The following is a 23313-nucleotide window of genomic DNA, read 5'->3' as shown; positions in this document are numbered from 1 at the left end:
CACCTGCCGCCCCCGCGCGACCCTTCCGGTATGGCAGACGTACACGTCCAGGAGGACGGCGACCCGAACACCTCCACCCTGCTCCTCCTCACCAACGCAGCAGCCCCCAGCGCCAGCTGGACCCCGATCGTCCCGGCGCTCGCGGAGAGCCACCACGTCGTCCGCGTCGACCTGATCGGCCACGACCGTTACGACGTCCCCACGCAGGCGCGCCGCATCGCCGCCGTCGTGGACCGCCTCGGAACGAGGCGCGTGACCGCGGTCGGCCACTCCTCCGGCTGCATGCTGGCCACGGCTCTCACCGAGATACGCCCCGACCTCGTCGAGGCAGTCGCCATCCTCGACATGGGCCCCGACCTCTCCGCCCAGCTGCCGGAGAGCCTGCTCTTCCGCCTGGTCAGGGCCCGCTTCCCCGGCGCGCTGCTCTGGCGCCTGCGAACCCCGAAGAACATGGTGAGGGCGGCCCGCGGCACGGCCCAGGGCGTCGAGATCCCGGAGTCCTGGTTCGAGCACCTCGCGCTCCTGACCCACCGGGACTTCCGGGGCATGATGGGCGCCTACACGGACTACCTCGAAGAACGGAGCCTCCCCGACCGGCTCCGCGACAAGAACGTCCCGCTGCTGGTCATCTTCGGCGCCGACGACGAACGCTGGCGCGCGTCGTCGGCCGAGGCGTACCGGACAGTGCCCGGCGCCCGGATCGAACTGCTGCCCGGCGTCGGGCACACCCCACCGGTGGAGGCCCCGGAGGACACCGCCGCACTCCTCCTCGCGTTCGCCGCGACGCTCGTACGCTGAGACCGTGCGATCCGCGCGCGCCGGTGCACCGGGCTGGGACATCACGGTTCCGGTCGGCTCCCGCCTGCCCGGGGTCGCGATGGCGGCGTTCAGTGACCATGCCGAAGACCCGATCGACGTCGAGATGGTGCCGCACCCGGCCGTCGCACTGATCATCGACCTGGGTGACGGCTCACTGGTGGTCGCCGACGGCGACGGCAACCAACGGCGCGGGGGCGTCGTAGCCGGGCTCGCGCCCCGGAGCGCACGGGGCACCGGGCCCGCCGGCGGTTTCGACTGCCTGCAGATCAGGCTCTCGCCGGTGATCGCCCACGCGGTGCTGGGCGAGCACCTCACCGGCCAGATAATCGGGCTCGACGACCTGTGGGCACGCGGCGCCGTCGAACTGCGGGAACGGCTGCGCGCCGCGGAGACCTGGGACGAGCGGTTCGCGATCGCCGAAACGACGCTGGCCCGCCGGATCGCGGCGGGCCGTGCGGTCGACCCGGAGGTCGCCCACTGTTGGGCGCGGATGCGACGGGGGCGCGTGCGCGTCGATCGGCTGGCCGCCGACGTCGGCTGGAGCCGCAAGCGCCTGTGGTCACGGTTCCGGTCGCAGCTCGGGCTCACGCCCAAGCACGCGGCCCGCCTCATCCGCTTCGACGATGCCGCCCACCGGCTCGCGGCGGGGCGCGGCGCCGCCGTGGTCGCGGCCGAGAGTGGCTACGCCGACCAGTCGCACCTCCACCGCGAGGTACTGGCTTTCGCCGACGCCACGCCGGCCGCCGTCGCGGCCAAACCGTTTCTCGCCATCGACGACGTGGCCTGGCCGGCGACGAACAGACAGGCCTCCGGGGTGACCGTCCGCGCGGCCTCCCCGATGCCTCATCCCGCCAGCGAGACCCAGAGCTTCCCGGATCCGTAGCCGGCCACCGTCACGTTCAGGTCGAGCCGGGCACCGAGCGCGACGCACCGCCCCTGGATGTCCGCCGGCGCCTGCTCACCTGGCAGGTACACGCTTTCCTTCTCCAGCCGCAGGTGTGGAGTGCCCTCGCGGTTGAGCAGCGCGGCCATGATGTTGCAGACCTCGCGGACGTTCTCCCCCACCATCTTGGTGAGTTCCTTGTCCTCCAGGCACGCCTCGGCGCCGCCCTTCGGGATCAGACCGATCGCCGCGCCGATCCAGGCCGACAGCGGCAGGTCCATGCCGCTGACGCCGCTGACCTTGTTGCCGTCGTCGACGTAGACCGCGACCGTGGCCTTCTGCAGGTCTGCCGCCGAGGGCGGAGCGCCGTCGCCCACCGTGATGTCCTTGCCGAGGAGTTCCTCGAGCATGTCCCGGACGTCCTTCGGGGACGGCAGCTGTGTAGTGGCTTGTGTCATCTGGTCACCCCAGGATCGAGTCCAACTGTTCCTTGAACATCTCGGCGGTGAACGGCTTCGCGATCAGGAACAGCGCACCGCCCGCGGCCGCGGTGTCGCGCATCTCCGGCGTGCCTTCCGACGTCACGAAGCCGAACGGCGTGTTGTTGCCACCGGCCCGCAGCGCCCGGAGCGCCTCGATGCCGGTCAGGTTCGGCATGTTCCAGTCGGACAGCACCAGGTCGAACTTGTCGGAGTTCGCCTTCTCGACCAGTTGTGCGCCGTCTTCGGCCTCGACCAGGTCGTGGCCGTCGTAACCGGCCTGCCTCAGCGTCCGGGTGACGATCTGGCGCATGACCCGGCTGTCGTCGGCAATCAAGATCTTCATTCGGTCCCTCCCCCTTGCGGCTTCTCCAGCACGCTGACCTCCATAGGCTCACCCATCCAGGTCGCCTCAAACCGGCAGATTTCGTCGCCGGCAAGCCATGGGTCGTTGTCGGCGTTGTTGTGCACCTCGGGAAGGCCGAGCGTGCACGGCTCGGGCAGCAGGCTCTTGACGTTGCCGCCGATCACGTTCGCGAGCTCCCCCAGCGCGTCGTCGACGTCGCCCTCGGTGACGTCCTCGGACTCCATACCGAGCAGCGTCGCGGCCGCCTCCTTGGACGCAACCTCGGAGCACGCCACGAGCACCAGGCCGTGCCAGGCGCCGCTCACCGCGACACCGGCCACCACGTCCTTGGAGAGCTTGTCCGGCGGCAGCGGCACCAGCGGCTTCTCCCCGTCGGTGTCGAGGTAGGAGGCCCACACCTGCTCGGCGATCTGCTGCAGGTCGTCGCCGGTCGGGGCCATCGTCGCGCTCACGCGTGCGCTCCGTCCGGGATCAGCCCGAGCATGACGAGCTTGTCGACGATCGCGTCGGGCGTGAACGGCTTGATCACGTACTCGTGGGCGCCCGCGGCGAGCGCACGGACGATCTGGCCGTGCTCGCTCTCGGTGGTCACCATCATCAGGGTCATCCCCCGGTACTTCTTGTCCGCGCGAACGGCGGTCACGAACTCCAGACCGTTCATCTCCGGCATGTTCCAGTCGATGAGGGCCAGCTCAGGTACGGCCTCGAGCTCCTCGAGGCGGTCCATGGCCTCCCGCCCGTTGCCTGCTTCGACCACCTCGAAGTTCAGACCGGTAACGATGCGTCGAAGGATCAGTCGCATCGCTCGCGAGTCGTCGATGACCATGCAGAGCACTCGCCTCACCCCTTCCCCGTGACGCCGACCGGCGCCGAAGTACCGGTCCGCGGCCGGTAGGCCGACGTCCGTCCGGTGACGACGCGTTCGAAGCCGTCGTCGATTCCCATCGTGGTCTCGGCAGCGCCGAGGAAGAGCCACCCATCCGGCTTCAGGAGATTGCGGATGCGCTTGAGCACGCCCCGCTTGGTCTCCACGTCGAAGTAGATGAGGACGTTGCGTAGGAACACCACGTCGAAGGCGGGCATCGGGGGGAACGGCGCCGCCAAGTTGAGCCGTTTGAAGGAGACCGCCTTCTTGATCGGGGCGGCGACCTCCCATTCCGCGCCGGCCCGGGTGAAGTGCTTCACCAGGAGGGGCGCGGGAAGTCCGCGGTTCACCTCGAGCTGGCTGTACCGGCCGCGTTCGGCCCTGGCCAGCATCTCGGTGGAGATGTCGGTGCCGAGGATCTCGTAGGTCCACCCCGGCGGCAGGTTCTCCTTGAGCAGGATCGCCAGCGTGTACGGCTCCTGGCCGCTGGAGGACGCCGCCGACCAGACCCGCAGGTGGCGCGACGGGCCCCGCGACTTCACGACGTTCGGGATGACCAGCTCGGTCATCGCCGTGAACGGTTCGCGGTCGCGGAACCAGGAGGTCTCGTTCGTCGTCAGCGCGTCGACGATGGCGTCGCGGTCCTGGCGACCGGACGGGCTCTGCGCCCGGAGCAGAAACTCGGTGACCGACGCCAGGCCCGCCTTGCGGGCCAGCGGCAGCAACCGCGCCTCGACCAGGTACTCCTTGCCGGGTTCCAACACGATCGACGCCTCACGGCGGACCAGGCTGCTCACGAATTGGAACTCGTGCGCTGCGAGGCTCATCGGACCACCGCCAACCGGTTGGCTCGGCCGTGGCCGACGCGAGCGAGCAGAGTGTCGGATATCGCGCCGAGCGGCAGCACCACGTCGGCGAGCCCGGCCTGCGCGACGGCCCCGGGCATGCCCCAGACCACAGATGTCTCCTCGTCCTGGACCACGATTTCGCTACCGACCCTTGCCAGGACCTCGCAGCCCTTCTTCCCGTCCTGTCCCATTCCGGTGAGGACGACGGTCAGGGCATGCGCTCCGAAGATCGACGCCACCGAGCGGAACAGTGGGTCGACCGCCGGCCGGCAGGAGTTCTCCGGCGGCCCTTCGTGCAGCTTGGTGAGCACGGAAGTGCCTTTCCGGACGACTTCCATGTGCTTGTCGCCGGGCGCGATGTACACCGTGCCGGCCTCCAAGGGAACGTCCGCCGTCGCTTCGACCACTTTCACTGCACTTGCCCGATCCAGGCGATCTGCGAACATTTTGGTAAAAATGGGCGGCATGTGTTGGACGACGACCACCGGGACCGGGAGGTCCTTGGGAAAGCCCTGGACGACCTTGGCCAGGGCGTCCGGTCCACCGGTGGAACAGCCGACAGCGATGACGTCGATTCGTTGACCAGGCGTTTTGGTCTTGGCCGGCCGCATCGGTGGACGGATGCCGCCAGCTGGGGCGGCCGGGGTACCGAGCGGCGGGCGGCCGGCGAGCGGTGCTCCGGGGCGGCCGGGCGGAGGAGCCGCGCCGGGACGGGTCGGCGGCATCCCCGGACGGGTGGGACCAGCGCCGGGCCGCTGCTTCGGGCCGAGTGCGTAGATCCGCGGGATCAGCTGCTCGCGAACGCTCTTGATCGACTCGCGGACGCTGCCGACGTTGGCCGGCTTGGTGACGTAGTCGGTGGCGCCGGCGGCCAGCGCCTCCAGCGTCGCGGACGCGCCGTTCGCGGTGAGCGTGCTGAACATGATCACCGGGAGACGCTTGTGCTTCGGGCGCAGCTCCTTGAGCGTTCCGATGCCGTCGAGCACCGGCATCTCGATGTCCAGCGTCATGACGTCCGGCTTGAGCTCGTCGATCTTCTGCAGGGCGAGCCGCCCGTTCGACGCGGTACCGACGACGTTGATGCCGGGATCGTCGCTGAGTGCGTCCACGATCAAGCGTCGGACGACGACCGAGTCGTCGACCACTAGAACCTTGATCACACGCGCCGCCTTCCCGTGCCGAGGTCCCCAATACCGGAGCCGCAGCCGCAGCAGGACGGGACGCACCTCGGGGCCGTCACGGCGTCCCTATCGGTCACCGCGCGAGCAGGCTGAGTGAAACGTCTAGCCGAGCGCGGATGGCCCCAGCGTGGCGAGTACAGGGCTGAGCAGTCGGTGCGCGGTGGCGGCATCGACGAGGTCACGCGCCGCGAGCGCCTGCATCGCGCCGCTGAGCAGGTTCCACACTCCGGCGGCCCGCTCGGTGACCGGGATTCCACTGGTCTCCACTGCCTGGACCAGTAAGAACTGCGCCGCCGCCGCCTCGCGGATCCGGCCGGCCAGGTGCACCGCCCAGGACGCCGAGTGGATCGCGGGTGCCCAGCTCGCGGAGTCACGCCGACCGGCCTCCGCGGCCTTGTACAGCCGCGTGCCGTCCTGCTGGCTCAGGCTGCCGACCCGGTCGAGGAGCGCGCGCACCGACGGCTCGGTGGGGCCGAGCGCGGTCCGGCGCTCCGGCAGGTGGCGGCTCGCTGCCACCCAGGGCGTCGCCAGGCGTCGGCGGGTGTCGTCGTCGAGCTGGGAGCGCAGGTAGCCGGCGACGAGCGCGTCACAGATCACCGCGGTGGCCGCGGACGCGGTCTCCGACTGGACCTTCACGGGCTTGGGCGCCGCCTCCCCGTCGCGCTGCACCGGCGGGAACTGCGGGGCCCGCGTCGGCTCCGAACCGTCGGCCGCGCTCCACGTCCAGTCCAGGACGTCGTACCGGACGCACTGCAGCAGGCCGTCCACCGTACCCAGCGGTGCCCGCTGCAGCAGGCTCAACGCCGAGCTGGCGCGCTTCTCGACCGACGCGTCGGGGTCGGCTTTGCTCAGCCCGGCGACATCACGGACCGTAGGCTGAACGGTCGTGGCGATCTCGACCGCAGCCCACAGATCGGCGCGCTGACCGTCGTCGGCGCGGTGCTCGGCGAGCACCGCCAGATCGTCCGGCGTCAACGCGAGCGAACGCGTCAGGACGTCGGAGACGCCGGCCCCACCCTCGATCCGGGTGAGGTCGAAGCCGAGGACTGGGGCGCTGACCAGGCTGTACACGCAAGCCAGTCTGACAGCCGTTCGCCGCTCCGCCAAGGGCTCACCGGGACCCGTTCATCGTCCTATCAGGACTCTGGACGGGTGGGTCGAGCGAGCGCCGAACGCGCGTGTGAACTACGGCATACCGTCACGGACGGTGATGTGCTCAGGCTGCTCCGAGCTCGGTGGCGACGCTCTCGGCGTCCTTCGCGAACCGCGGCGCGACGAGCCCGAACGCCTGCAGCGGGTCGCTGCCGGGGGTCTCCGGGTGCTCCAGCGGCCCGAGGGCGCCGATCAGGTCCACGGTGCCGGTCGGGGGCGCCTCGACGGACGGCACCGACCCGGTGAGCATCGCCAGCAGCTGGGCCTGCTCGCTCACCGAGTCCAGCACCGCACGTTCCTCGGCGCTCAGGGACCGGGTCTCCGCGCGGGACGTGCTCACCTCGCCGCCGCCTTGGCGGTGCTCGACGCCAGGTCGACGGCGCGCTTCGCGTCCAGCGCGAGCATCAGCCTGCTGTCGAGCTTGAACGCACCGATGATCAGCTCCCGCAGCGGTCCGGCGAGCGTGTCCGGCGGCGGTTCGAACGTGTCCGACTGCAGTTCGACGACGTCACCGATCTTGTCGACGAGCAGGCTGATCGCCTCGCCCTCCTCCGACACGATGACGTTCATCGACGGCTTGGACATGTCGCGGGGCTCCAGGCCCAGCCGCACCCGCAGGTCCACCGCCGCCATGACCTGACCACGTAGGTTGATCAGGCCACCGACCGACTTGTCGGCCAGCGGGACCCGGGTGTACTCGCTGAACCGCAGCACCTCGACGACCTTGGCGACGTCGACACCGAACAGCTGGTCGGCCACCTCGAACGTCGTGTATTGGCGACTAGTCATACCGCGCTCATCTCCTCGAGACCGCCGGCGTACTGGTCCTCGTACTCGTCCATCGCGTCGAAGAAGTTGACGTCAGCCGCCAGGATCGCCTGCCGGACGTCGAGCATCTCGGTGACACGCTGCTGGATGACCGCCGAGCCGGTGAGACCGGAGTCGTCCAGGTCGCTGTGGGTGTCGGTCGAGTCCTCGACGATGTCGACGATCTTCTCGACGGCGAGCGCGACGCTGCGGCCGCGCTCGCTGTAGACGACCACCGGCACCGAGTCGCCGTCCTCGGCCGGGTACGCACCGAGCAGGTGCGCCAGCCGCACCAGCGGCAGGATCCGCCCCCGGTACTGCACGACCTCGCGGCTGCCGACCCGCTCGATCTTCTCGATCGGGAACTCCTCGAGCCGGGTGACCATGTCCAGCGGCACCGCGACGCGGCGGTCGCCGACACCGGTGATGAGCAGGCGGTTGCCGCTGCCCTGCCGGCTCTGCGACTGCTGGGCGTCGGCGCCGAGGCCGGACTTCTCCACGGCCTGGGCCGCCAGCAGCGAACGCCGGGCGAGCGACTGGACGTCGAGGATGAGAGCCACCTTGCCGTCGCCGAGGATCGTCGACCCCTGGTACACGCCGATGTCCTTAAGCAGCGTCGCGAGCGGCTTGACCACGATCTCCTCGGTGTTGAGGACCCGGTCGACGACGAGGCCGAACCGGCGTCCCTCCGCCTGGAGAACCGCGATGTAGACGTCCTTGTCGTTCGACCCCACCGGCAGGCCGAGGCTCTCGTCCAGGCGGACGAGCGGCAGCAGCTTGCCGCGCAGCCGGTAGACCGGCGCACCGGAGACGTGCTCGATGTTCTTGTCCGAGGAGCCGTCAACGAACACGAGCTCGTCGACGGCGATCTGCGGGATCGCGTACTGCTCGGTGCTGCACTCGACGGTCAGGGCCTGGATGATCGCCAGCGTCAGCGGGATCGTCAGCCGCCAGACCGTGCCGCGGCCCGGCGTCGAGTCGACGTCGACGGTGCCGCCGATCTTCTCGATGTTGGTCTTGACGACGTCCATGCCGACGCCGCGGCCGGAGACGTTCGTGACCTTCTTCGCCGTGGAGAAACCGGGCTGGAACAGCAGCTGGAGGATGTCGTTGGTCTCCATCCGCGCCAGCTGGTCCCGGGTGATGACGCCCCGGTCGAGCGCGGTGGCCGCGACCCGCTCCGGGTCGATGCCCGCGCCGTCGTCGGCGACCTCGACCACGACGTGGCCGCCCTCGTGGTACGCGCGCAGCGTCAGCGTGCCCTCGGGGTTCTTGCCCGCGGCCTGCCGGACGTCCGGCGGTTCGATGCCGTGGTCGACCGCGTTGCGGACGAGGTGGGTCAGCGGGTCCTTCACCGACTCGAGCAGGGACCGGTCGAGCTCGGTGTCCTTGCCCTCCATCGCCAGGCGGATCTGGCGGCCGAGCTGGCTGGAGAGGTCGCGGACGACTCGGGGCAGCTTCGACCAGATCTGGTCGATCGGCTGCATCCGGGTCTTCATCACCGATTCCTGCAGCTCGGAGGTGATGAGGTTGAGCCGCTGGGTGGTGCGGGTGAGCGCCGGGTCGCTCATCTCGGAGACGCCGCGGACCAGCTGGTTACGGGTGAGCACGAGCTCACCGACCAGCCGCATGAGCGCGTCCAGCAGGTCGACGTCGACGCGGATCGAGCTCTCGGCGACGCTCCGGCGCTGCGGGGCGGCGCCTTCCTCGCCCGGCTCCGGGCCGCCGCCGGGTCCGGCCGGTCCGCCGGGTCCGGCGGGTGCGGCCGCTCCCCCAGCACGCTGTGCGGGCGCCGGCGGCTTGGCCTCTTCCGCGGGTTCCTCGTGCGCCGGCTCCGGTGCGGATTCCGGCGCGGCCTCGGCCTCGGCGGCGGCCGGCTCAGCGGCGTCCGACTCACCGGCGGCCGGCGCCGCGTCGGCGGCGTCCGCTGCGGGAGCGGCCGGGGCCGGGGCGGCCTTGGGCTTGCCCGAGCCGTCCTCGATGCAGGCCGTGACCTGCTCGATGACGCTCTGCACGTCCATGTCGCCCTCGGCGCCCTGCTCCTCGATCTGAGTCAGCAGGCCACGCACGGTGTCGACCATGCGGAGCAGCGCGTTGGCGCTCTCCACATTCATCGACTGCGCGCCGTCGCGCAGACGGGACAGCAGCGACTCCCCCGCGTGCGTCACCGTCTCCAGACGGTGGAACGCGAGGAAGCCGCTCGTGCCTTTGATCGTGTGGATCGTGCGGAAGATGCTGGACAGCAGCTCGCGAGAGTCCGGGTGCTGCTCCAGCGCGACCAGGTCCCGGTCGAGTTGGTCGAGGTTCTCGTGGCTCTCGACCAGGAACTCTTGAACGATGTCGTCCAACTCGTCCACGTCTGTCTCCCTTAAGTCGTCACGCACTTCTTCGACGCGACAGGGGTTCACCTGAGGGAAAGGCGCGCCCGAGCAACCGTTTCGGTACCATTACCCTAGTAATGTCCGTTCTCTGTCCGGCGCACTGGGGGCCTCGATGAGTACGGTTCTGATCGCCGACGACGATCCGGACATTTTGGCGCTTGTCACTTTCAAGGTGAAGCAGGCGGGTTATCACCTCGTGACCGCCACCGACGGTGCCGCGGCGCTGGCCGCTGCCCGGGAGACCACGCCCGACTTGGTGGTGCTCGACGTCTCGATGCCGCGGATGTCGGGGCTCGAGGTGTGTCGGGAGCTGCGGAAGGACACCGCTACCGCGAAGGTGCCGGTGCTTCTGCTCACCGCGCGGGCGCAGGAGGCCGACATCGAAGCCGGCTTCGACGTCGGCGCCGACGACTACGTCGTCAAACCCTTCAGCCCCCGCGAACTGGTCGCCCGAATCGCCGCGATCTTGGGCCCGGCGTAGCGGTCCCGTTCCGGCGGCGCCGCTGAAGCGGTCCCCCTCTGGCGCGCTCCTGCGCGTCGAAATGGGGCCGCTCCGAGCGGGCCCACTTAGGCGCGTCCTGGCGCGTCGGAACGGGACCGCAGTCAGCGCGCTGACGCGCGTGACAGGGCTCGCGCCTTCGCGGCACGGATCGCGGCTTCGCGGGGGTCGACGGCGGATTCGGCCTCGGTGGGGCCGCCCAGGGCGCGGGGTAGCGCGATGGTGAGCGCGGTGCCCTTGCCCAGGGTGGACTCGAGCGTCACCTCGCCGCCGTGGCGCTCGACGATCGAGCGTGCGATCGCGAGCCCCAGACCGGTCCCCTGGATTGCGCTGCTCACCGCGTTCGAGGCCCGCTGGAACGGCTGGAACAGCTTGTCCTGCTCCGCCTCCGGGATCCCCATCCCGGTGTCGACCACCTCGATCACCACGCGCTCACCCGACCCCACCGGCTCGGTCCGCACGGCGACCCGCACCGACCCGCCCGACGGCGTGAACTTCACCGCGTTGCCGACGACGTTCGCCAGCACCCGCTCGAGCTGCCGATCGTCCCCGATCACCGCGAGATCACCGCCCTGCGCGCACTCGATCGTGAGCCCCCCGTCGGCGGCCGGCTGCGCGAACGCCTCCCGGACCCCGTCGAGCAGCGCCGCGAGCTCGACCCGCGTCGCGGTCATCTCCAGGTTCCCGGACCCGATCCGCGACAGCGTCAGCAGATCCCCGACCAGCTCACGCAGCCGCTCGGCGTTGCGCTCGACGATCTTCAGGCTGCGCTCCTGCGCGTCGGTGATCTCACCCTGGTCGCCGGAGAGCAGGATCTCCAGGTAGCCGAGGATGCTGGTCAGCGGCGTCCGGAGCTCGTGCGAGACCGTCGAGATGAAGTCGGTCTTCTGCCGGTCGAGGTCCTGGAAGCGCTCGGCCAGCTCGCGCTGGTGGTCGTACACCTGGGCGACGTGCAGCCCACGTCCGGTGTCGGCCGCGACCGTTTCGAGCAGGACCCGCTCGTCGTCGGTCCACGGCTCACCGCGCAGCAGCAGGAACGAACCGGCCGAGTCGGCGTCGACGGTGAAGCTCGTCGTCAGCCCCTCGGGGATGCCCGCGCGGAACGACTCGATCGGGGGCGCCGAATGCCCGGGACGGCTCCACAGCCGGTCCGTGCCGTCGGCGAGCCGGAGGTACACGTGGTCGGCGCCGAGTAGCGCACCGAGGCCGGCCACGACCTCGGCCACTATCGCGTCGGGGTCGAGCGACGACCGCACGTTCGCGCCCAGGTCGTGCGCCCGCTGCCGGGCCTCCGCACGCTCCGTCTCGAGCCGCGCGAAGACCGACCGCATCTCCTCCACCGGCCCGGCAGAGCGGCGGGCGCGCCGCCCGAGGACGAGTACCAGCCCGATGGCGACGATCGCCAGCAGCGCGGTCACGAGATCGCCGACCAGGCCGATCGTGCGCTCGCGGCTCAGCAGCGCGGTGCGTTCGGCGTCGAAGTTCGCCCCGGCGCGGGCGTTCGCGGACCGGAAGCGGCCGAACAGCTCCTCACCCTGCGCGACCACGGCTGCGGACCGCGACGCGGTGTCGGCGAGCGGCGTGCTGTACGTCGTCCAGGCGTCCGCCGCACCGAGCTCGACCGCCACCAGCGAGCGCAGCGGTTCGCTCGCCGCGGCGTCGCTGACGACGGTCCGCGCGAGCGCGTAGTCGGCGAGCCCGCGCCGGTACGGCTCGAGCAGCGACGGATCGCCGGTGAGCTGGTAACCGCGCAGGGCGGACTGGGCCTCGGTCAGGGCTCGGAGCAGGTCGTCGTTCGCCGTCGCGGCGTCGGTCGCGCGGTCGACCCGTTGATCGACACTGGACGCGACGTACTGCCCGACAGCCAGACGCGCGCCACCGAGAAGCAGGAGAAGCGCCACCAGCGCGCCGACAGCGGCGCGGACGGTGCTCGCCGTTGAGGTCATACGCAGGTGTTACCACCCCTTCATGACCGAACATCCCTTTCGCGTTGATTTATTATTACTCACGACTCTTGCCAGGCCTACCCTGGCTGGGCACACACTGGTTTCGTGATCTGCCCGCCGTGTCGCGAGGGTCGCCATGCCGAGTGCCGAGGCGGCACGTGGTGCGCCTGCCAGCACCGCCGGCCCCGCCCACCGGAACGCCCGAACGGGCCCTCTACCGAGTAGCGCCTTCCCGCGCGAGGGCGGTGAGGCGGCTGAGGGCTCGGAGGTACTTCTTGCGGTAGCCGCCGGCGAGCATCTCCGGGGTGAAGATCGCGTCGACCGGGCAGCCGGACGCGAAGACCGGCAGGCTGCGGTCGTAGAGCCGGTCGACGAGCACGACGACACGCAGCGCGGTGTTCTGGTCGGGAACCGGCGTCAGCCCGGTGAGCCCGACGGCCTCGACGCCGTCGAGCAGCGCGCCGTACCGGGACGGGTGGAGGCTCGCCAGGTGCGCGAGCAGCGTCGGCCAGTCGTCGACGGTCGCCGCCGGGTGTGCCGCGACGCGTTCGGCGACGACGTCCTCGTCGAGCGGCGCCGGCGCCTCGGCCGCGTCCCGGTGCCGGTAGTCCGGGCCGTCGACGCGGATCGCGTCGAAGCGGGCGGACAGCGCCTGGATCTCGCGGAGGAAGTCCTCGGCGGCGAAGCGGCCCTCACCGAGCTTGTCGGGCAGCGTGTTCGACGTGGCGGCCAGCGCGACCCCACGCTCGACCAGCCGGGTGAGCAGCGACGACACGAGCACGGTGTCGCCCGGGTCGTCGAGCTCGAACTCGTCGACGCAGAGCAGGCGCAGTGACCCGAGCGCATCCACGGTGCCGGCGAAGCCGAGCGCACCGACCAGGTGGGTGAGCTCGACGAACGTGCCGTAGCCGGCGGGCTTGGGCGCGGCGTGCCAGAGCGAGGTCAACAGGTGGGTCTTGCCGACGCCGAAGCCGCCGTCGAGGTAGATGCCGGGCCGGCCCTCCGGCGCTGCCGCACGCCGGAACAACCCGCGGCGCGGCGGTGGCGCGGACAGCCGCTCGGCGAACGCCCGGACGGCGTCCAGCGCCCGAGTCTGCGACGGCTCGTTCGGGTCGGGCCGGTAGGTGTCGAAGCGCGCGGCGGCGAAACGTGGCGGCGGGACCAGCTCGGCGACCAGACGCGCCGGCGCGACCTGTGGCTGCCGGTCGGAGAGGCGCGGGGGGCTGGCGGACACGCCGCTGAGCCTACGGTCGGCCCGTCGCCCCACCGACGGCGGTGGTGGGATGGACGCATGCGCGCCCTCCTCCCCTTCTCCGCGGAACTCGATGACACCGCGCTGGAGAAGCTGTACGCCACCGACCGGAGCGTTCCGCGGCTACGGATGAACTTCGTGGCGAGCGTCGACGGCGGCGTCAGCGTCGACGGCGTCTCCGCGGGCCTGCAGAGCCCGGCCGACAACCGCGTGTTCAAGCTGCTCCGCGGCTGGTGCGACGGTCTCGTCGTCGCGGCGGGCACCGCACTGGCCGAGGACTACGGCCCGGTGACGCTCGACGCCGGGCGCCGGGCCCGCCGGGAGGCTCTCGGCCTCGCCCCCGTGCCGACGCTGGTCGTGGTCTCCGGGTCGCTCTCGATCCCTCCGACGCACGCGTCGCTGGTCAAGGCACCGGTGCGCCCGATCGTCGTCACGAGCCCGGACGCGCCGGCCGACAAGCGCCGCGCGATCGAGGCGGTGGCCGACGTCATCGACGACGCCGACTTCACCGCGGCACTGCACGAGCGTGGTCTGAGCCAGCTCCTCTGCGAGGGCGGCCCCCGCCTGTTCGCTTCACTCACGGCCGCGGACGGCGTCGATGAAATCTGTCTGACGATCAGCCCGCAGCTGACCGGCGGCGGCCCGGGCCGGATCAGCGCCGGTCCGCCCTCCCCCGACCCCCGTTCGCTCGCACTCGCGCACGTCGTCGAAGACGCGGGTGTGCTGTTGCTGCGTTACTGTCGCCCGTCTCTGCTTCACTGACCGGCATGAGTCCAGATCCGGGCAGTGACGAAGAAGCGCAGCCGTGGGGGCTGCCGTTGTCCCCGCCGATCGATCCGATGCTGGCCAGTCCGGTCAAGGGCATCCCGGCCGGTGAGGGTCTGCACTACGAGCCGAAGTTCGACGGCTTCCGCTGCCTGATCTTCCGCGAGGGCGATCGGATCGTGCTCGGCAGCCGCGGCAACAAGGAGCTGCAGCGGTACTTCCCCGAGGTCGTCGAGGAGGTCCGCACCTCCCTGCCGGAGAAGTGCGTCGTCGACGGCGAGCTCGTGGTGATCGTCGACGACCGGCTCGACTTCGATGCGCTGGCCCAGCGCATCCACCCCGCGGCGTCACGCATCAACCTGCTCGCCGAGCAGACCCCGGCGCACTTCATCGCGTTCGACGTGCTGGCGCTCGGCGACGAGTCGCTGCTCGAAGCCGGGTACGCCGAGCGACGGTCCAGGTTGGCCGGGATCTTCCCGGAGGACGGCGGTCCGTCCGGTCCCCGCACCCACCTGACCCCGGTCACCACCGACCCGGAGACCGCCCGGTCGTGGTTCGAGCAGTTCGAGGGCGCAGGGCTCGACGGGCTGATCGTGAAAGCGGCCGACGGACCGTACGAGCCCGGCAAGCGCACGATGAAGAAGGTGAAGCACGCCCGCACCGCCGACTGCGTGGTCGCCGGCTTCCGCTGGCACAAGTCCGGCCCGATCGTCGGTTCACTGCTGCTCGGCCTCTACGACGACGAGGGGAACCTGCATCACGTCGGCGTCTCGGCGTCGTTCACGGCGAAGCGCCGCGCGGAGCTCGTCGAGGAATTGGAGCAGTACCGGCTGTCCGATGTGTCCGAGCACCCCTGGTCGGCGTGGGCCGAGCAGACCGCGGAGCCACCGGCGCCGGGAGCCGAGGCGGGAACGCGGATGCCGGGCGCACCCAGCCGCTGGACCGGCAAGAAGGACCTGTCGTGGCAGCCGCTGCGGCCCGAACTCGTCGTCGAGGTGGCCTACGACCACATGGAGGGCGACAGATTCCGGCATACCGCGCGTTTCGAACGCTGGCGACCCGACCGGGAACCCCGTTCATGCACTTATGCTCAGCTCGACCGACCTGTCCGGTTTGATCTGGAACGCGTGTTGAAAGGCTCTCCGTGAAGTTGCGCCGCTCCCCCCGGCTCCCCCTCGTGATAGTCAGCCTCGCTGCCGCAGTCGGGTTGTCCGCGTGCGGCACGACCGTCGCTGACGGTGAGTGGAAGTCCGTCCCCCGCGCCGGCTCGTCGAGCCCGGCGGCGCCCTCCGCTGCTCCGTCGTCGGCTCCCGACACGAGCACTGCGAAGTGGACGGACTGCAAGGCGGAGATCGAGCGGTCGATCGGCACGTCGCTGTCCGGAGTGCGGGTCGACTGTGGTGCGGTGCGCGTCCCACAGGACTGGGCGAACCCGTCCGGCGGCACGTTCGACGTCGCGATGGTGCGCGTGCGTCGCGAGCAGCAGAAGAACCGCATCGGGTCGCTGCTGGTCAACCCCGGTGGCCCCGGCGCCTCGGGCATCGAACTGGCCGCGCAGACCCCGCTGTTCCTGCCCGGCGAGATCATGGAGCGCTTCGACGTCATCGGGTTCGACCCGCGCGGCGTCGGCAAGTCCGCTCCGGTCGACTGCCTGCCCGCCTCCAGCAAGGACGCCACCACGGCGGCGAACCCCGACCCGGCGCCGCAGAAGGAGTTCGACGACCAGGTCAAGATCTGGCGCTCGGCGATCGACCCCTGCGTGAGCAAGTACGGCCGGTCGCTCAGCTACTACAGCACCGAGCAGACCGCGCGGGACATGGACGCGATCCGCGAAGCCGTGGGCGATTCGAAGATGACCTACCTCGGCTACTCGTACGGCACGCTGCTCGGCGCGGTCTACGCCCACCTGTACCCGGGGCGCATCCGAGCGTTCGTGCTCGACGGCGCGGTCGACCCGAATCTCGACGGCATCACCGCCTCGGAGGGGCAGGCCGCCGGGTTCGAGAAGGCGTTCAACAACTTCGCGGCGGCCTGCCTGGCGAAGGGATCCGGGTGCTCGATCGGTCCCGACGCCCGGCGGACGCTGCACGACGTGCTGATCAACGTCCAGAAGAAGCCGGTGGCCGGAACCGGGGGCGAGAAGCGGACAGCGACGACCGGCCACGTCCTCTCCGCGGTGACCGCGGCGCTGTACGTGAAGGCGCAGTGGCCGGCGCTGGAGAAGGCGATCGCCGACGTGTCCAAGGGCGACCCCACCGCAGTGTTCGCGCTGAACGACAGCTTCACCGGGCGCAACGCCGACGGCACGTACAACAACATGACCGACGCGTTCACCGCGATCGGCTGCACCGACGACCGGAACCCGCCGACCATCGCGACGGTGCGCAAGCTGCAGACCGAGTGGCGGCGCAAGTATCCGCTGTTCGGCGCACCGCTGGCGATGACGCTGCTCAGCTGCGCGGTCTGGCCCGGCTCGCACGACCCGTACCCGGTGGGGGCGGCGTTCGGCGCCCCGCCGATCGTCGTGGTCGGCACGACCGGTGACCCGGCGACGCCGTACGCCAACACCGCGAAGCTCGCGAGCGAGCTCGGCACCGGCCACATCGTCACCTGGCAGGGCGAGGGGCACACGGCGTACCCGCAGACCACCTGCGTCCGCGAGAACATCAGCAACTACCTGCTCACCACCACCCCCCCACCCGACGGCCTCACCTGCCCAGCGAACTAACGCCAGCCCACGTTGGTTCGAGCGCCGCCAGGCGCGAGTGCTTGAACCTGGAGCCCGCTCAGCGCGGCGCTGCCAGTCGAGCGCGAATCCGCCTCGTATAGGTGATACTCAAGGGTTCGCGCTCGCCTGGCAGCGTCGCGCTGAGCGGGCCGCGCACCCTCAGAGGTGCGTCGCGAACCACGAAGTGGTGAGAGTCGCAACCTGATCGAGGCAGCCTGGTTCTTCGAAGAGGTGGGTGGCGCCCGGGACGACCTCTACGCGGGCGAGGCCGCCCAGGGCGTCGGCGGCCTGGCGGTTGAGTTCCAGGACCGGATGGTCCAGGGCACCGACCACCAGCAGGGTGGGGGCGGCGACCGTGGTGAGCCAGCTGCTCGCCAGGTCGGGCCGGCCACCGCGGCTCACCACGGCGCGCACGGTCTCCGGACGCTGCGCCGCGGCCGCCAGCGCACCCGCGGCGCCGGTGCTGGCGCCGTAGAGCCCGAGCGGCAGCCCCCGGGTGTCGGTGTGTTCGGCGACCCAGCCCACCGCGTCGTCCACGCGCCGGGCGAGCAGGTCGATGTCGAACCGCACCCGGCCGGTGCGCTGGTCCTCCTGCTCCTCGACGGCCGTGAACAGGTCGACGAGCAGCACCGCGAAGCCCGCCCGGTAGAGCGCCTTGGCCACCTGACGGTTGCGCGGGCTGTTGCGCGAACTCCCCGAACCGTGCGCGAACACCACCACGCCCCGGGCGGTCTCCGGAAGACCGAGCCGTCCCTGGAGCTCCGCGTCGCTGACCCGGACCAGCACGTCGGACACGTGCTCCGCGCCGACCGGAGCCGTCTTTCCGGCACCGGCCTGCGGGTGACTGCGCGACGAAAGCGTCCGCTGCGGGCGATTGAGTGGGGTTCGGGCCTGCTCGGGCATGCGCGCCTCCTGTGGGGCGGGTCGCACCGGAGTGCCGGTCACCGTCGAGCATGACCCGAAGGTGTGGCCCGCGTCACCATCAGAACCCGGAAAACTACTTTTTCCGGGCCCTCGACGGCTGCACCCGCATCGGCTCGCCTTCCATCTTCGGGTAGTTCGGAGGGTACGGGGCGTCACCCAGGTCGAGGTCTCGAGCGTCCCGGTCCGACCACTCCAGCAACGGCTCGATGCCCACCGCTTCGTCGTCGATCCCGGCGTGCAGGTCCCCCAGCTCAGCGAACCGCGCCGGCACGGTCCGGATCGTGAAGTCCTCACTCTCGACGTCCGGCAGCTCGTCCCACGTGATCGGCGCCGACACCAACGCGCCGTGGCGTCCGCGGATGCTGTAGGCGCTGGCGATCGTCCGGTCGCGCGCGTTCTGGTTGAAGTCGACGAACACCTTCTCGCCGCGCTCCTCCTTCCACCAGGCGGTGGTGGCGAGCTCCGGCACACGGCGCTCCACCTCGCGGGCGAACGCCAGCGCGGCCCGACGCACCTCGGTGAACGTCCAGTCGGGCCGAATCCGGACGTAGATGTGGATCCCCCGGTTGCCCGACGTCTTCGGCCACCCGGTCCAGCCGAGATCGGCGAGGATCTCGCGCACGACGCCGCCGACCTGACGCGCCTCGGCCAGCCCGGTGCCGGGCTGCGGATCCAGGTCGATGCGCAACTCGTCGGGCTGCTCGGTGTTCGCCCGCCGCGAATGCCAGGGGTGGAACTCCACCGTCGACATCTGCACCGCCCAGATCACCGACGCCAGCTCGGTGACGCACAGCTCGTCCGCGCTGCGCCCGCTCGGGAACTTCACCTGGACGCTCTCCACCCAGTCGGGCGCGCCCCGGGGGATCCGCTTCTGGTAGATCTTTTCGCCCTCGGCACCGCCGGAGAACACGCCGTCCGGGTAGCGGTGCAGCATGCAAGGCCGCTCCCGGAGCGCCCTGACGATGCCCTCCCCGACCGACAGGTAGTACTTCGCGATGTCGAGCTTGGTGGCGTGCGGGTCGTCGAAGTAGATCCGATCGGGGTTGCTGATGCGCACAGCCCGATCACCGACGGTGAGTTCAACTGCCGGAGACGCTGCTTTGGACGCCATGTCAGCACGGTACCGGCGGGAATACCCACAGACCGTTAACAGCTGCGCCTTCCAGAAGAACGGTGGTAGCACTGAGAACCAGCTGTGTGCGCGATCACCGTATTTATTCGGCCCGTCGGACCCTCTTTTGGGTGCATGATCAATCAAAAGAAGTTGGTTTGAGCAACCTCATTGTTGAGGGCGCCAACAAGACCTCGTGACTTCACCGAGCTCCCACGGTGGGTGAGCGAAAGGACAGCAGTTATGACGTACCTGGCGTCAGAGCATGCCACGGTGGCCGACCGGTTACACCCGGTAGTCAACACGATATTCGGGACCGAGCCTCCCGTCCGGATCCGGGCCTGGGACGGCAGCACTCTCGGCCCCTCCGACGACGACGTTCCCACCCTCGTCATCCGCAACCGCCGCGCGCTGCGACGACTCGTCTGGTCGCCGAACGAGGTCGGGATGGCCCGGGCCTTCGTCTCCGGTGACCTGACCGTCGAAGGCGACTTCATCGGTGCGCTCGACCGGATGCTCCACCTGTTCGACGCGACGCAGGGCATGCACCTATCCAGCGCCGACAAGCGGATGCTCGTCTCGTCCGCGCTGCGACTCGGTGCGATCGGCAGCAATCCCCCGCCGCCGCCGGAGGAGATGCGCCCGACGACCGGCATGCTGCACAGCATCCGGCGGGACGCCGCGGCGATCGGCCACCACTACAACGTCGGCAACGACTTCTACCGGCTGGTGCTCGGCGAGTCGATGACGTACTCGTGCGCGTACTGGCCCGACCTCGGCACCGAGAACCCGGTCACCACGCTCGAGCAGGCGCAGACCAACAAGGTCGAGCTGATCGCCCGCAAGCTGGGGCTCAAGCCCGGCATGCGGATGCTCGACGTCGGCTGCGGCTGGGGCACGATGGCGATCCACGCGGCGCGCGAGTACGGCGTGCAGGTCGTGGGCGTCACCAACTCCCACGAGCAGGCGGTCGGTGCGGCCAAGCGCGCCGCGGCCGCCGGCGTCGCCGACCTGGTCGAGATCCGCGAACAGGACTACCGCGACATCGACGACGGCCCGTACGACGCGATCTCCAGCATCGGCATGGCCGAGCACGTGGGCACCGACCAGTGGCGCGGCTACGCGACCCTGCTTTACGGCCTGCTCAAGCCCGGCGGCCGGCTGCTCAGCCACCAGATCACCCAGCCGCCGACGGTGACCGACACGCTCGAGTCGCGCCGGCAGGGCAAGACCGAGCGGACGTTCATCACCGCGTACGTCTTCCCGGACGGCGAGCTGCAGTCGGTGGGCTGGATCTCCGACCAGCTCGAGACCGTCGGGTTCGAGGTGCGTGACGTCGAGTCGCTGCGCGAGCACTACGCGCGGACGCTGCGCGCGTGGGTGAGCAATCTGGAGCAGAACTGGTCCGAGGCCGTGCGGCTGACCAGCGTCGGCCGGGCCCGGGTCTGGCGGCTCTACATGGCCGGTTCGGCGCTCGCGTTCGACCGGAACCGGATCGCGATCCACCAGGTACTGGCGGTGCGTCCGGATCGGAAGGGCCACAGCCACATGCCGGCGACGCGCGCGTCGTACGCGACTGTGAGCTGAACTCACCCGTTCGGATGACCCTTTAATCCCCCGGTAGCCGGTCCAGACCACCGGACCGGCTACCTAGGGTTAAGGCCCTCTACACGCGTACCCGAAACGCCGAGAATCACCGGTAGCGTGTGCGCTCGTGGGACGGAACCGTACGTCGGGGAGGCATGCGCATCAGGTAAGGCATGCGGTGACCAGGCGTCCCCAGCGGCATGCTCGGCGCAACGAGTTCACCAAGCTCTCGTTCTACTTACCCACCGCGTTCCCCGCTCTGCTCGTCGCGATCGCACTCGGCGCGACCGCCACCTCGTCGACGATCGGCACCGCCTCCCGTCCCGCCGATCTCGTCATCAGTCAGATCTACGGCGGCGGCGGTGAGCCCGGTTCGATCTGGACCGCGGATTTCATCGAACTGACCAACCGCGGCGACGAACCGGTCAACCTGCGCGGCTGGAGCGTGCAGTACGCGCCTCCCCGCGAGCGGGGTTGGGGCGTCACCGAACTCTCGGGCAGCATCCCGGCCGGCGGCCGGTACCTGATCGCGCAGGCAGGCGGCCCGAACGGCACCACCCACCTCCCGACGGCCGACATCACCGGCACCCTCGACCTCGGCTCGACGACCGGCAAGGTCGCCCTGGTCCACGCGGTGGAACCCCTGCACTGCGTGGCCAGCTGCACGACCGTCGAAGGCGTCCGCGACTTCGTCGGGTACGGCAACGCCGACGACGCCGAGGGGCGCCCCGCCCCGGCACTGTCCAACACCACCTCGATCGTGCGGCGCGACATCACGGTCCCCGCCGACCAGGGCACGTCCTCGATCGAGGACGACCCGGGCGGCCCGGCCGGCGTCGAGAACGCCAAGCAGCAGGCTCGCGGCGTCCCCGGTGTCGACGGCAGCGGCGGCGTCGACAGCGGCAGCAACTCCGCGGACTTCGTCGTCGCGACGCCGGCGCCACCCGGCGGCCAGGGCGACAAGGCCGGACGCACCGCGCGGATCGCCGACGTCCAGGGGCGCTCGCACATGTCGCCGCTGGCCGGGCGGCTGGTCACCTCGGTGCCCGGCGTCGTCACCGCGGTAGGGCGCACCGGGTTCTGGATGCAGGACCCGGAACCCGACAACGACCCGGCCACCAGCGACGGTCTGTTCGTCTACACCGGCACCGCGCCGCGGGTCCAGAGTGGTGACACCGTCAACGTGGCGGGCACGGTCACCGAGTACCGGCCGGGCGGCGCCGCGGGTGCCGACAACCTGACCACCACCGAACTGATCCGGCCGACGGTCTCCGTCGTGTCCAGCGCGGCCCGGCGACCGGTGCCGGTCCTGATCGGACCCGGCGGCCGGATGCCCCCGACCCAGATCCGCACCGACGCGCCCGGTGACGTCGAAGCCACCCGGCTGTTCGCGCCGACGCTCAACGCACTCGACTTCTACGAGTCGCTCGAGGGCATGCTGGTGCGGTTGACCAATCCGACCGTCGTGGGCCCCACCAGCGTCGACGGTCAGTTGCCGGTGCTCCCGGCCGGCGCGGGGTCGTCCCGGACGAAACACGGTGGGCTGCGTCTGACCGACACCGACCCCAACACCGAACGCATCGTGCTCGACGACCTGCTGGCGCCGCTCCCGGTGGCCAACGTGGGCGATCAGCTGCAGGGCTCGCTCGACGGCGTGCTGGACTACGGCGCCGGCGACTACCGCGTCGAGCTGCTGTCCACGCCCACCATCCGCAGCGGGAAGGTCAAGCCCGAGACCGCACGGCCGGCGAAGCCGAACGAGCTGACCGTCTCCAGCATCGACGTCAGCGGCGCCGACCCCAACGGTGAGCGCGGCCGGCTGCGCCAGCTGGCCGCGACCGTCGTCCGCGGCCTGGGCTCGCCGGATGTCCTGGTCGTCGAGGACATGCCGGACGACGACGGGGCCAACTACGACTCGGAGGTCAGCGCCGAGAAGGGCTGGGCGGCGCTCACCGGGGCGATCCGTGGCGCCGGCGGCCCCCGCTACGACTTCCGCCAGATCGACCCGGTCACCCGGCGCGACGGCTCCGGGCCGGAGAACCGCCGGATCGGCTTCCTCTTCAACCCCGCGCGGGTCTCGTTCGTTGACCGCGGCGCCGGCGACGCCACGAAGGCCACCGCGGTCGAGGTCACGGACGAGGGCGTCGAGCTGACGCTGTCGCCGGGCCGGGTCACCCCGAACGCCACCGCTTTCCGCGACGCACGCAGGTCGCTCGCGGGCGAGTTCCGGTTCCAGGGACGCACGGTGTTCGTCGTGGGCAACCACTTCGTCTCCGGTCGCGGCGACGGACCGCTCTACGGCCGCCAGCAGCCCGCGCGTCACATCTCCGAGCAGCAGCGCGGCAGTCAGGCCTCGGCCGTCCGCGAGTTCGTCGACCAGCTGCTGGAAGCCGACTCCGAGGCCGCCGTGGTCGTCGTCGGCGGCATCGCCGACACCGACGGCTCCCCCACGCTCGGCCTGCTCACCGACGGTGGAGCGCTGGACGACGTCGCCGCGAAGCTGCCGGCCACCGACCGGTACAGCGTGGTCGCGGAGGGCAACGCGTTCCTGCTCGACCACGTGCTCGTCAGCCCGGCACTGCGAGGTACCGCTGTCGACGCGGTGCACGCGCAGAGCGAGTTCGCGTCGCGCTGGAGTGACCGCGACCCGCTGGTCGGGTACGTCACCGTGCCGAAGGAGCCCTCACCGGAAGATTCGAGCCCGGCGACTCCGTGAAGC

At 70.6% G+C, this 23313-nt stretch carries 22 protein-coding genes; 8 read left to right on the top strand and 14 right to left on the bottom strand.

The annotated features are described in order from the left end of the window. Positions 1-30: 30 nt before the first annotated feature. Positions 31-798: an alpha/beta fold hydrolase gene (locus ACGFY5_RS28115; RefSeq protein WP_392724380.1), complete on the top strand. Its 768-nt coding sequence runs from the start codon at positions 31-33 to the stop codon at positions 796-798. 4 nt (positions 799-802) lie between these two features. Next, positions 803-1702 carry a helix-turn-helix domain-containing protein gene (locus tag ACGFY5_RS28110; RefSeq protein WP_392724378.1) on the top strand — a complete coding sequence of 300 codons (900 nt, stop codon included), beginning with the start codon at positions 803-805 and terminating at the stop codon, positions 1700-1702. Here the strand turns inward: ACGFY5_RS28110 and ACGFY5_RS28105 are convergent. The 10 genes from ACGFY5_RS28105 to ACGFY5_RS28060 form a co-directional block, all read right to left on the bottom strand. Further along, positions 1663-2160, bottom strand: a complete 498-nt coding sequence (locus ACGFY5_RS28105; RefSeq protein WP_392724377.1) for a hypothetical protein — start codon at positions 2158-2160, stop codon at positions 1663-1665. The genes ACGFY5_RS28110 and ACGFY5_RS28105 overlap by 40 nt on opposite strands. Positions 2161-2164: 4 nt before the next feature. After that, entirely contained in the window at positions 2165-2527 is a 363-nt protein-coding gene (locus ACGFY5_RS28100; RefSeq protein ID WP_392724375.1) for a response regulator, read from the bottom strand. Then, complete coding sequence (locus ACGFY5_RS28095; RefSeq protein ID WP_392724373.1) at positions 2524-3000, bottom strand: chemotaxis protein CheX; 477 nt, start codon at positions 2998-3000, stop codon at positions 2524-2526. Before ACGFY5_RS28095 ends, ACGFY5_RS28100 begins: the two co-directional genes overlap by 4 nt. Then, entirely contained in the window at positions 2997-3383 is a 387-nt protein-coding gene (locus ACGFY5_RS28090; RefSeq protein ID WP_392725055.1) for a response regulator, read from the bottom strand. The genes ACGFY5_RS28095 and ACGFY5_RS28090 overlap by 4 nt, the downstream gene beginning before the upstream one ends. A gap of 5 nt (positions 3384-3388) precedes the next feature. After that, positions 3389-4240: a CheR family methyltransferase gene (locus ACGFY5_RS28085; protein ID WP_392724371.1), complete on the bottom strand. Its 852-nt coding sequence runs from the start codon at positions 4238-4240 to the stop codon at positions 3389-3391. Further along, a complete protein-coding gene (locus tag ACGFY5_RS28080) occupies positions 4237-5421 on the bottom strand; it encodes a chemotaxis response regulator protein-glutamate methylesterase (protein WP_392724370.1) in 1185 nt (394 codons plus the stop codon). Before ACGFY5_RS28080 ends, ACGFY5_RS28085 begins: the two co-directional genes overlap by 4 nt. A 123-nt stretch (positions 5422-5544) precedes the next feature. Continuing rightward, entirely contained in the window at positions 5545-6513 is a 969-nt protein-coding gene (locus ACGFY5_RS28075) for a hypothetical protein (protein ID WP_392724368.1), read from the bottom strand. A gap of 145 nt (positions 6514-6658) precedes the next feature. Then, on the bottom strand, positions 6659-6934 hold the full coding sequence (locus ACGFY5_RS28070; protein ID WP_392724366.1) for a hypothetical protein: 276 nt from the start codon (positions 6932-6934) through the stop codon (positions 6659-6661). Next, entirely contained in the window at positions 6931-7383 is a 453-nt protein-coding gene (locus ACGFY5_RS28065) for a chemotaxis protein CheW (protein ID WP_392724364.1), read from the bottom strand. Before ACGFY5_RS28065 ends, ACGFY5_RS28070 begins: the two co-directional genes overlap by 4 nt. Beyond that, positions 7380-9758: a chemotaxis protein CheW gene (locus tag ACGFY5_RS28060; RefSeq protein WP_392724363.1), complete on the bottom strand. Its 2379-nt coding sequence runs from the start codon at positions 9756-9758 to the stop codon at positions 7380-7382. The genes ACGFY5_RS28065 and ACGFY5_RS28060 overlap by 4 nt, the downstream gene beginning before the upstream one ends. Positions 9759-9894: 136 nt before the next feature. On the opposite strand from ACGFY5_RS28060, the gene ACGFY5_RS28055 reads away from it, so the two are divergent. Next, the gene (locus ACGFY5_RS28055; RefSeq protein WP_035850071.1) at positions 9895-10263 is read left to right on the top strand and encodes a response regulator transcription factor; all 369 of its coding nucleotides are present in this window, start codon (positions 9895-9897) and stop codon (positions 10261-10263) included. Between the two features lie 122 nt (positions 10264-10385). On the opposite strand, the gene ACGFY5_RS28050 is transcribed toward ACGFY5_RS28055, so the two are convergent. Both ACGFY5_RS28050 and zapE read right to left on the bottom strand, forming a co-directional pair. After that, positions 10386-12227, bottom strand: coding sequence for an ATP-binding protein (locus ACGFY5_RS28050; RefSeq protein WP_392724361.1), 1842 nt, complete (start codon positions 12225-12227; stop codon positions 10386-10388). A gap of 214 nt (positions 12228-12441) precedes the next feature. Next, positions 12442-13494: a cell division protein ZapE gene (zapE, locus tag ACGFY5_RS28045; RefSeq protein ID WP_392724360.1), complete on the bottom strand. Its 1053-nt coding sequence runs from the start codon at positions 13492-13494 to the stop codon at positions 12442-12444. Positions 13495-13518: 24 nt separating this feature from the next. Between zapE and ACGFY5_RS28040 the strand changes: the two genes are divergently transcribed. The 3 genes from ACGFY5_RS28040 to ACGFY5_RS28030 are packed head-to-tail and all read left to right on the top strand — an operon-like array spanning position 13519 to position 16972. After that, positions 13519-14241: a pyrimidine reductase family protein gene (locus ACGFY5_RS28040; protein WP_392724358.1), complete on the top strand. Its 723-nt coding sequence runs from the start codon at positions 13519-13521 to the stop codon at positions 14239-14241. Positions 14242-14246: 5 nt separating this feature from the next. Beyond that, positions 14247-15392, top strand: coding sequence for an ATP-dependent DNA ligase (locus ACGFY5_RS28035; protein ID WP_392724356.1), 1146 nt, complete (start codon positions 14247-14249; stop codon positions 15390-15392). Next, complete coding sequence (locus ACGFY5_RS28030; protein ID WP_392724354.1) at positions 15389-16972, top strand: alpha/beta hydrolase; 1584 nt, start codon at positions 15389-15391, stop codon at positions 16970-16972. The genes ACGFY5_RS28035 and ACGFY5_RS28030 overlap by 4 nt, the downstream gene beginning before the upstream one ends. Before the next feature lie 159 nt (positions 16973-17131). On the opposite strand, the gene ACGFY5_RS28025 is transcribed toward ACGFY5_RS28030, so the two are convergent. Then, positions 17132-17875, bottom strand: a complete 744-nt coding sequence (locus tag ACGFY5_RS28025) for a dienelactone hydrolase family protein (protein ID WP_392724352.1) — start codon at positions 17873-17875, stop codon at positions 17132-17134. A 94-nt stretch (positions 17876-17969) separates the two neighbouring features. Next, complete coding sequence (gene ligD / locus ACGFY5_RS28020; protein WP_392724351.1) at positions 17970-19007, bottom strand: non-homologous end-joining DNA ligase; 1038 nt, start codon at positions 19005-19007, stop codon at positions 17970-17972. Positions 19008-19250: 243 nt separating this feature from the next. On the opposite strand from ligD, the gene ACGFY5_RS28015 reads away from it, so the two are divergent. Together ACGFY5_RS28015 and ACGFY5_RS28010 are read left to right on the top strand one after the other, a co-directional pair. After that, positions 19251-20594 (top strand): class I SAM-dependent methyltransferase, encoded by a 1344-nt coding sequence (locus ACGFY5_RS28015; RefSeq protein WP_392724349.1) that lies wholly within the window; start codon positions 19251-19253, stop codon positions 20592-20594. 178 nt (positions 20595-20772) lie between these two features. Further along, positions 20773-23310 (top strand): lamin tail domain-containing protein, encoded by a 2538-nt coding sequence (locus ACGFY5_RS28010; protein WP_392724347.1) that lies wholly within the window; start codon positions 20773-20775, stop codon positions 23308-23310. Positions 23311-23313 lie beyond the last annotated feature (3 nt).

Origin of the sequence: Cryptosporangium sp. NPDC048952 (assembly GCF_043197895.1) — a bacterium.
Lineage (GTDB): Bacteria > Actinomycetota > Actinomycetes > Mycobacteriales > Cryptosporangiaceae > Cryptosporangium.
This window is presented reverse-complemented; position numbering and strand designations above follow the sequence as displayed.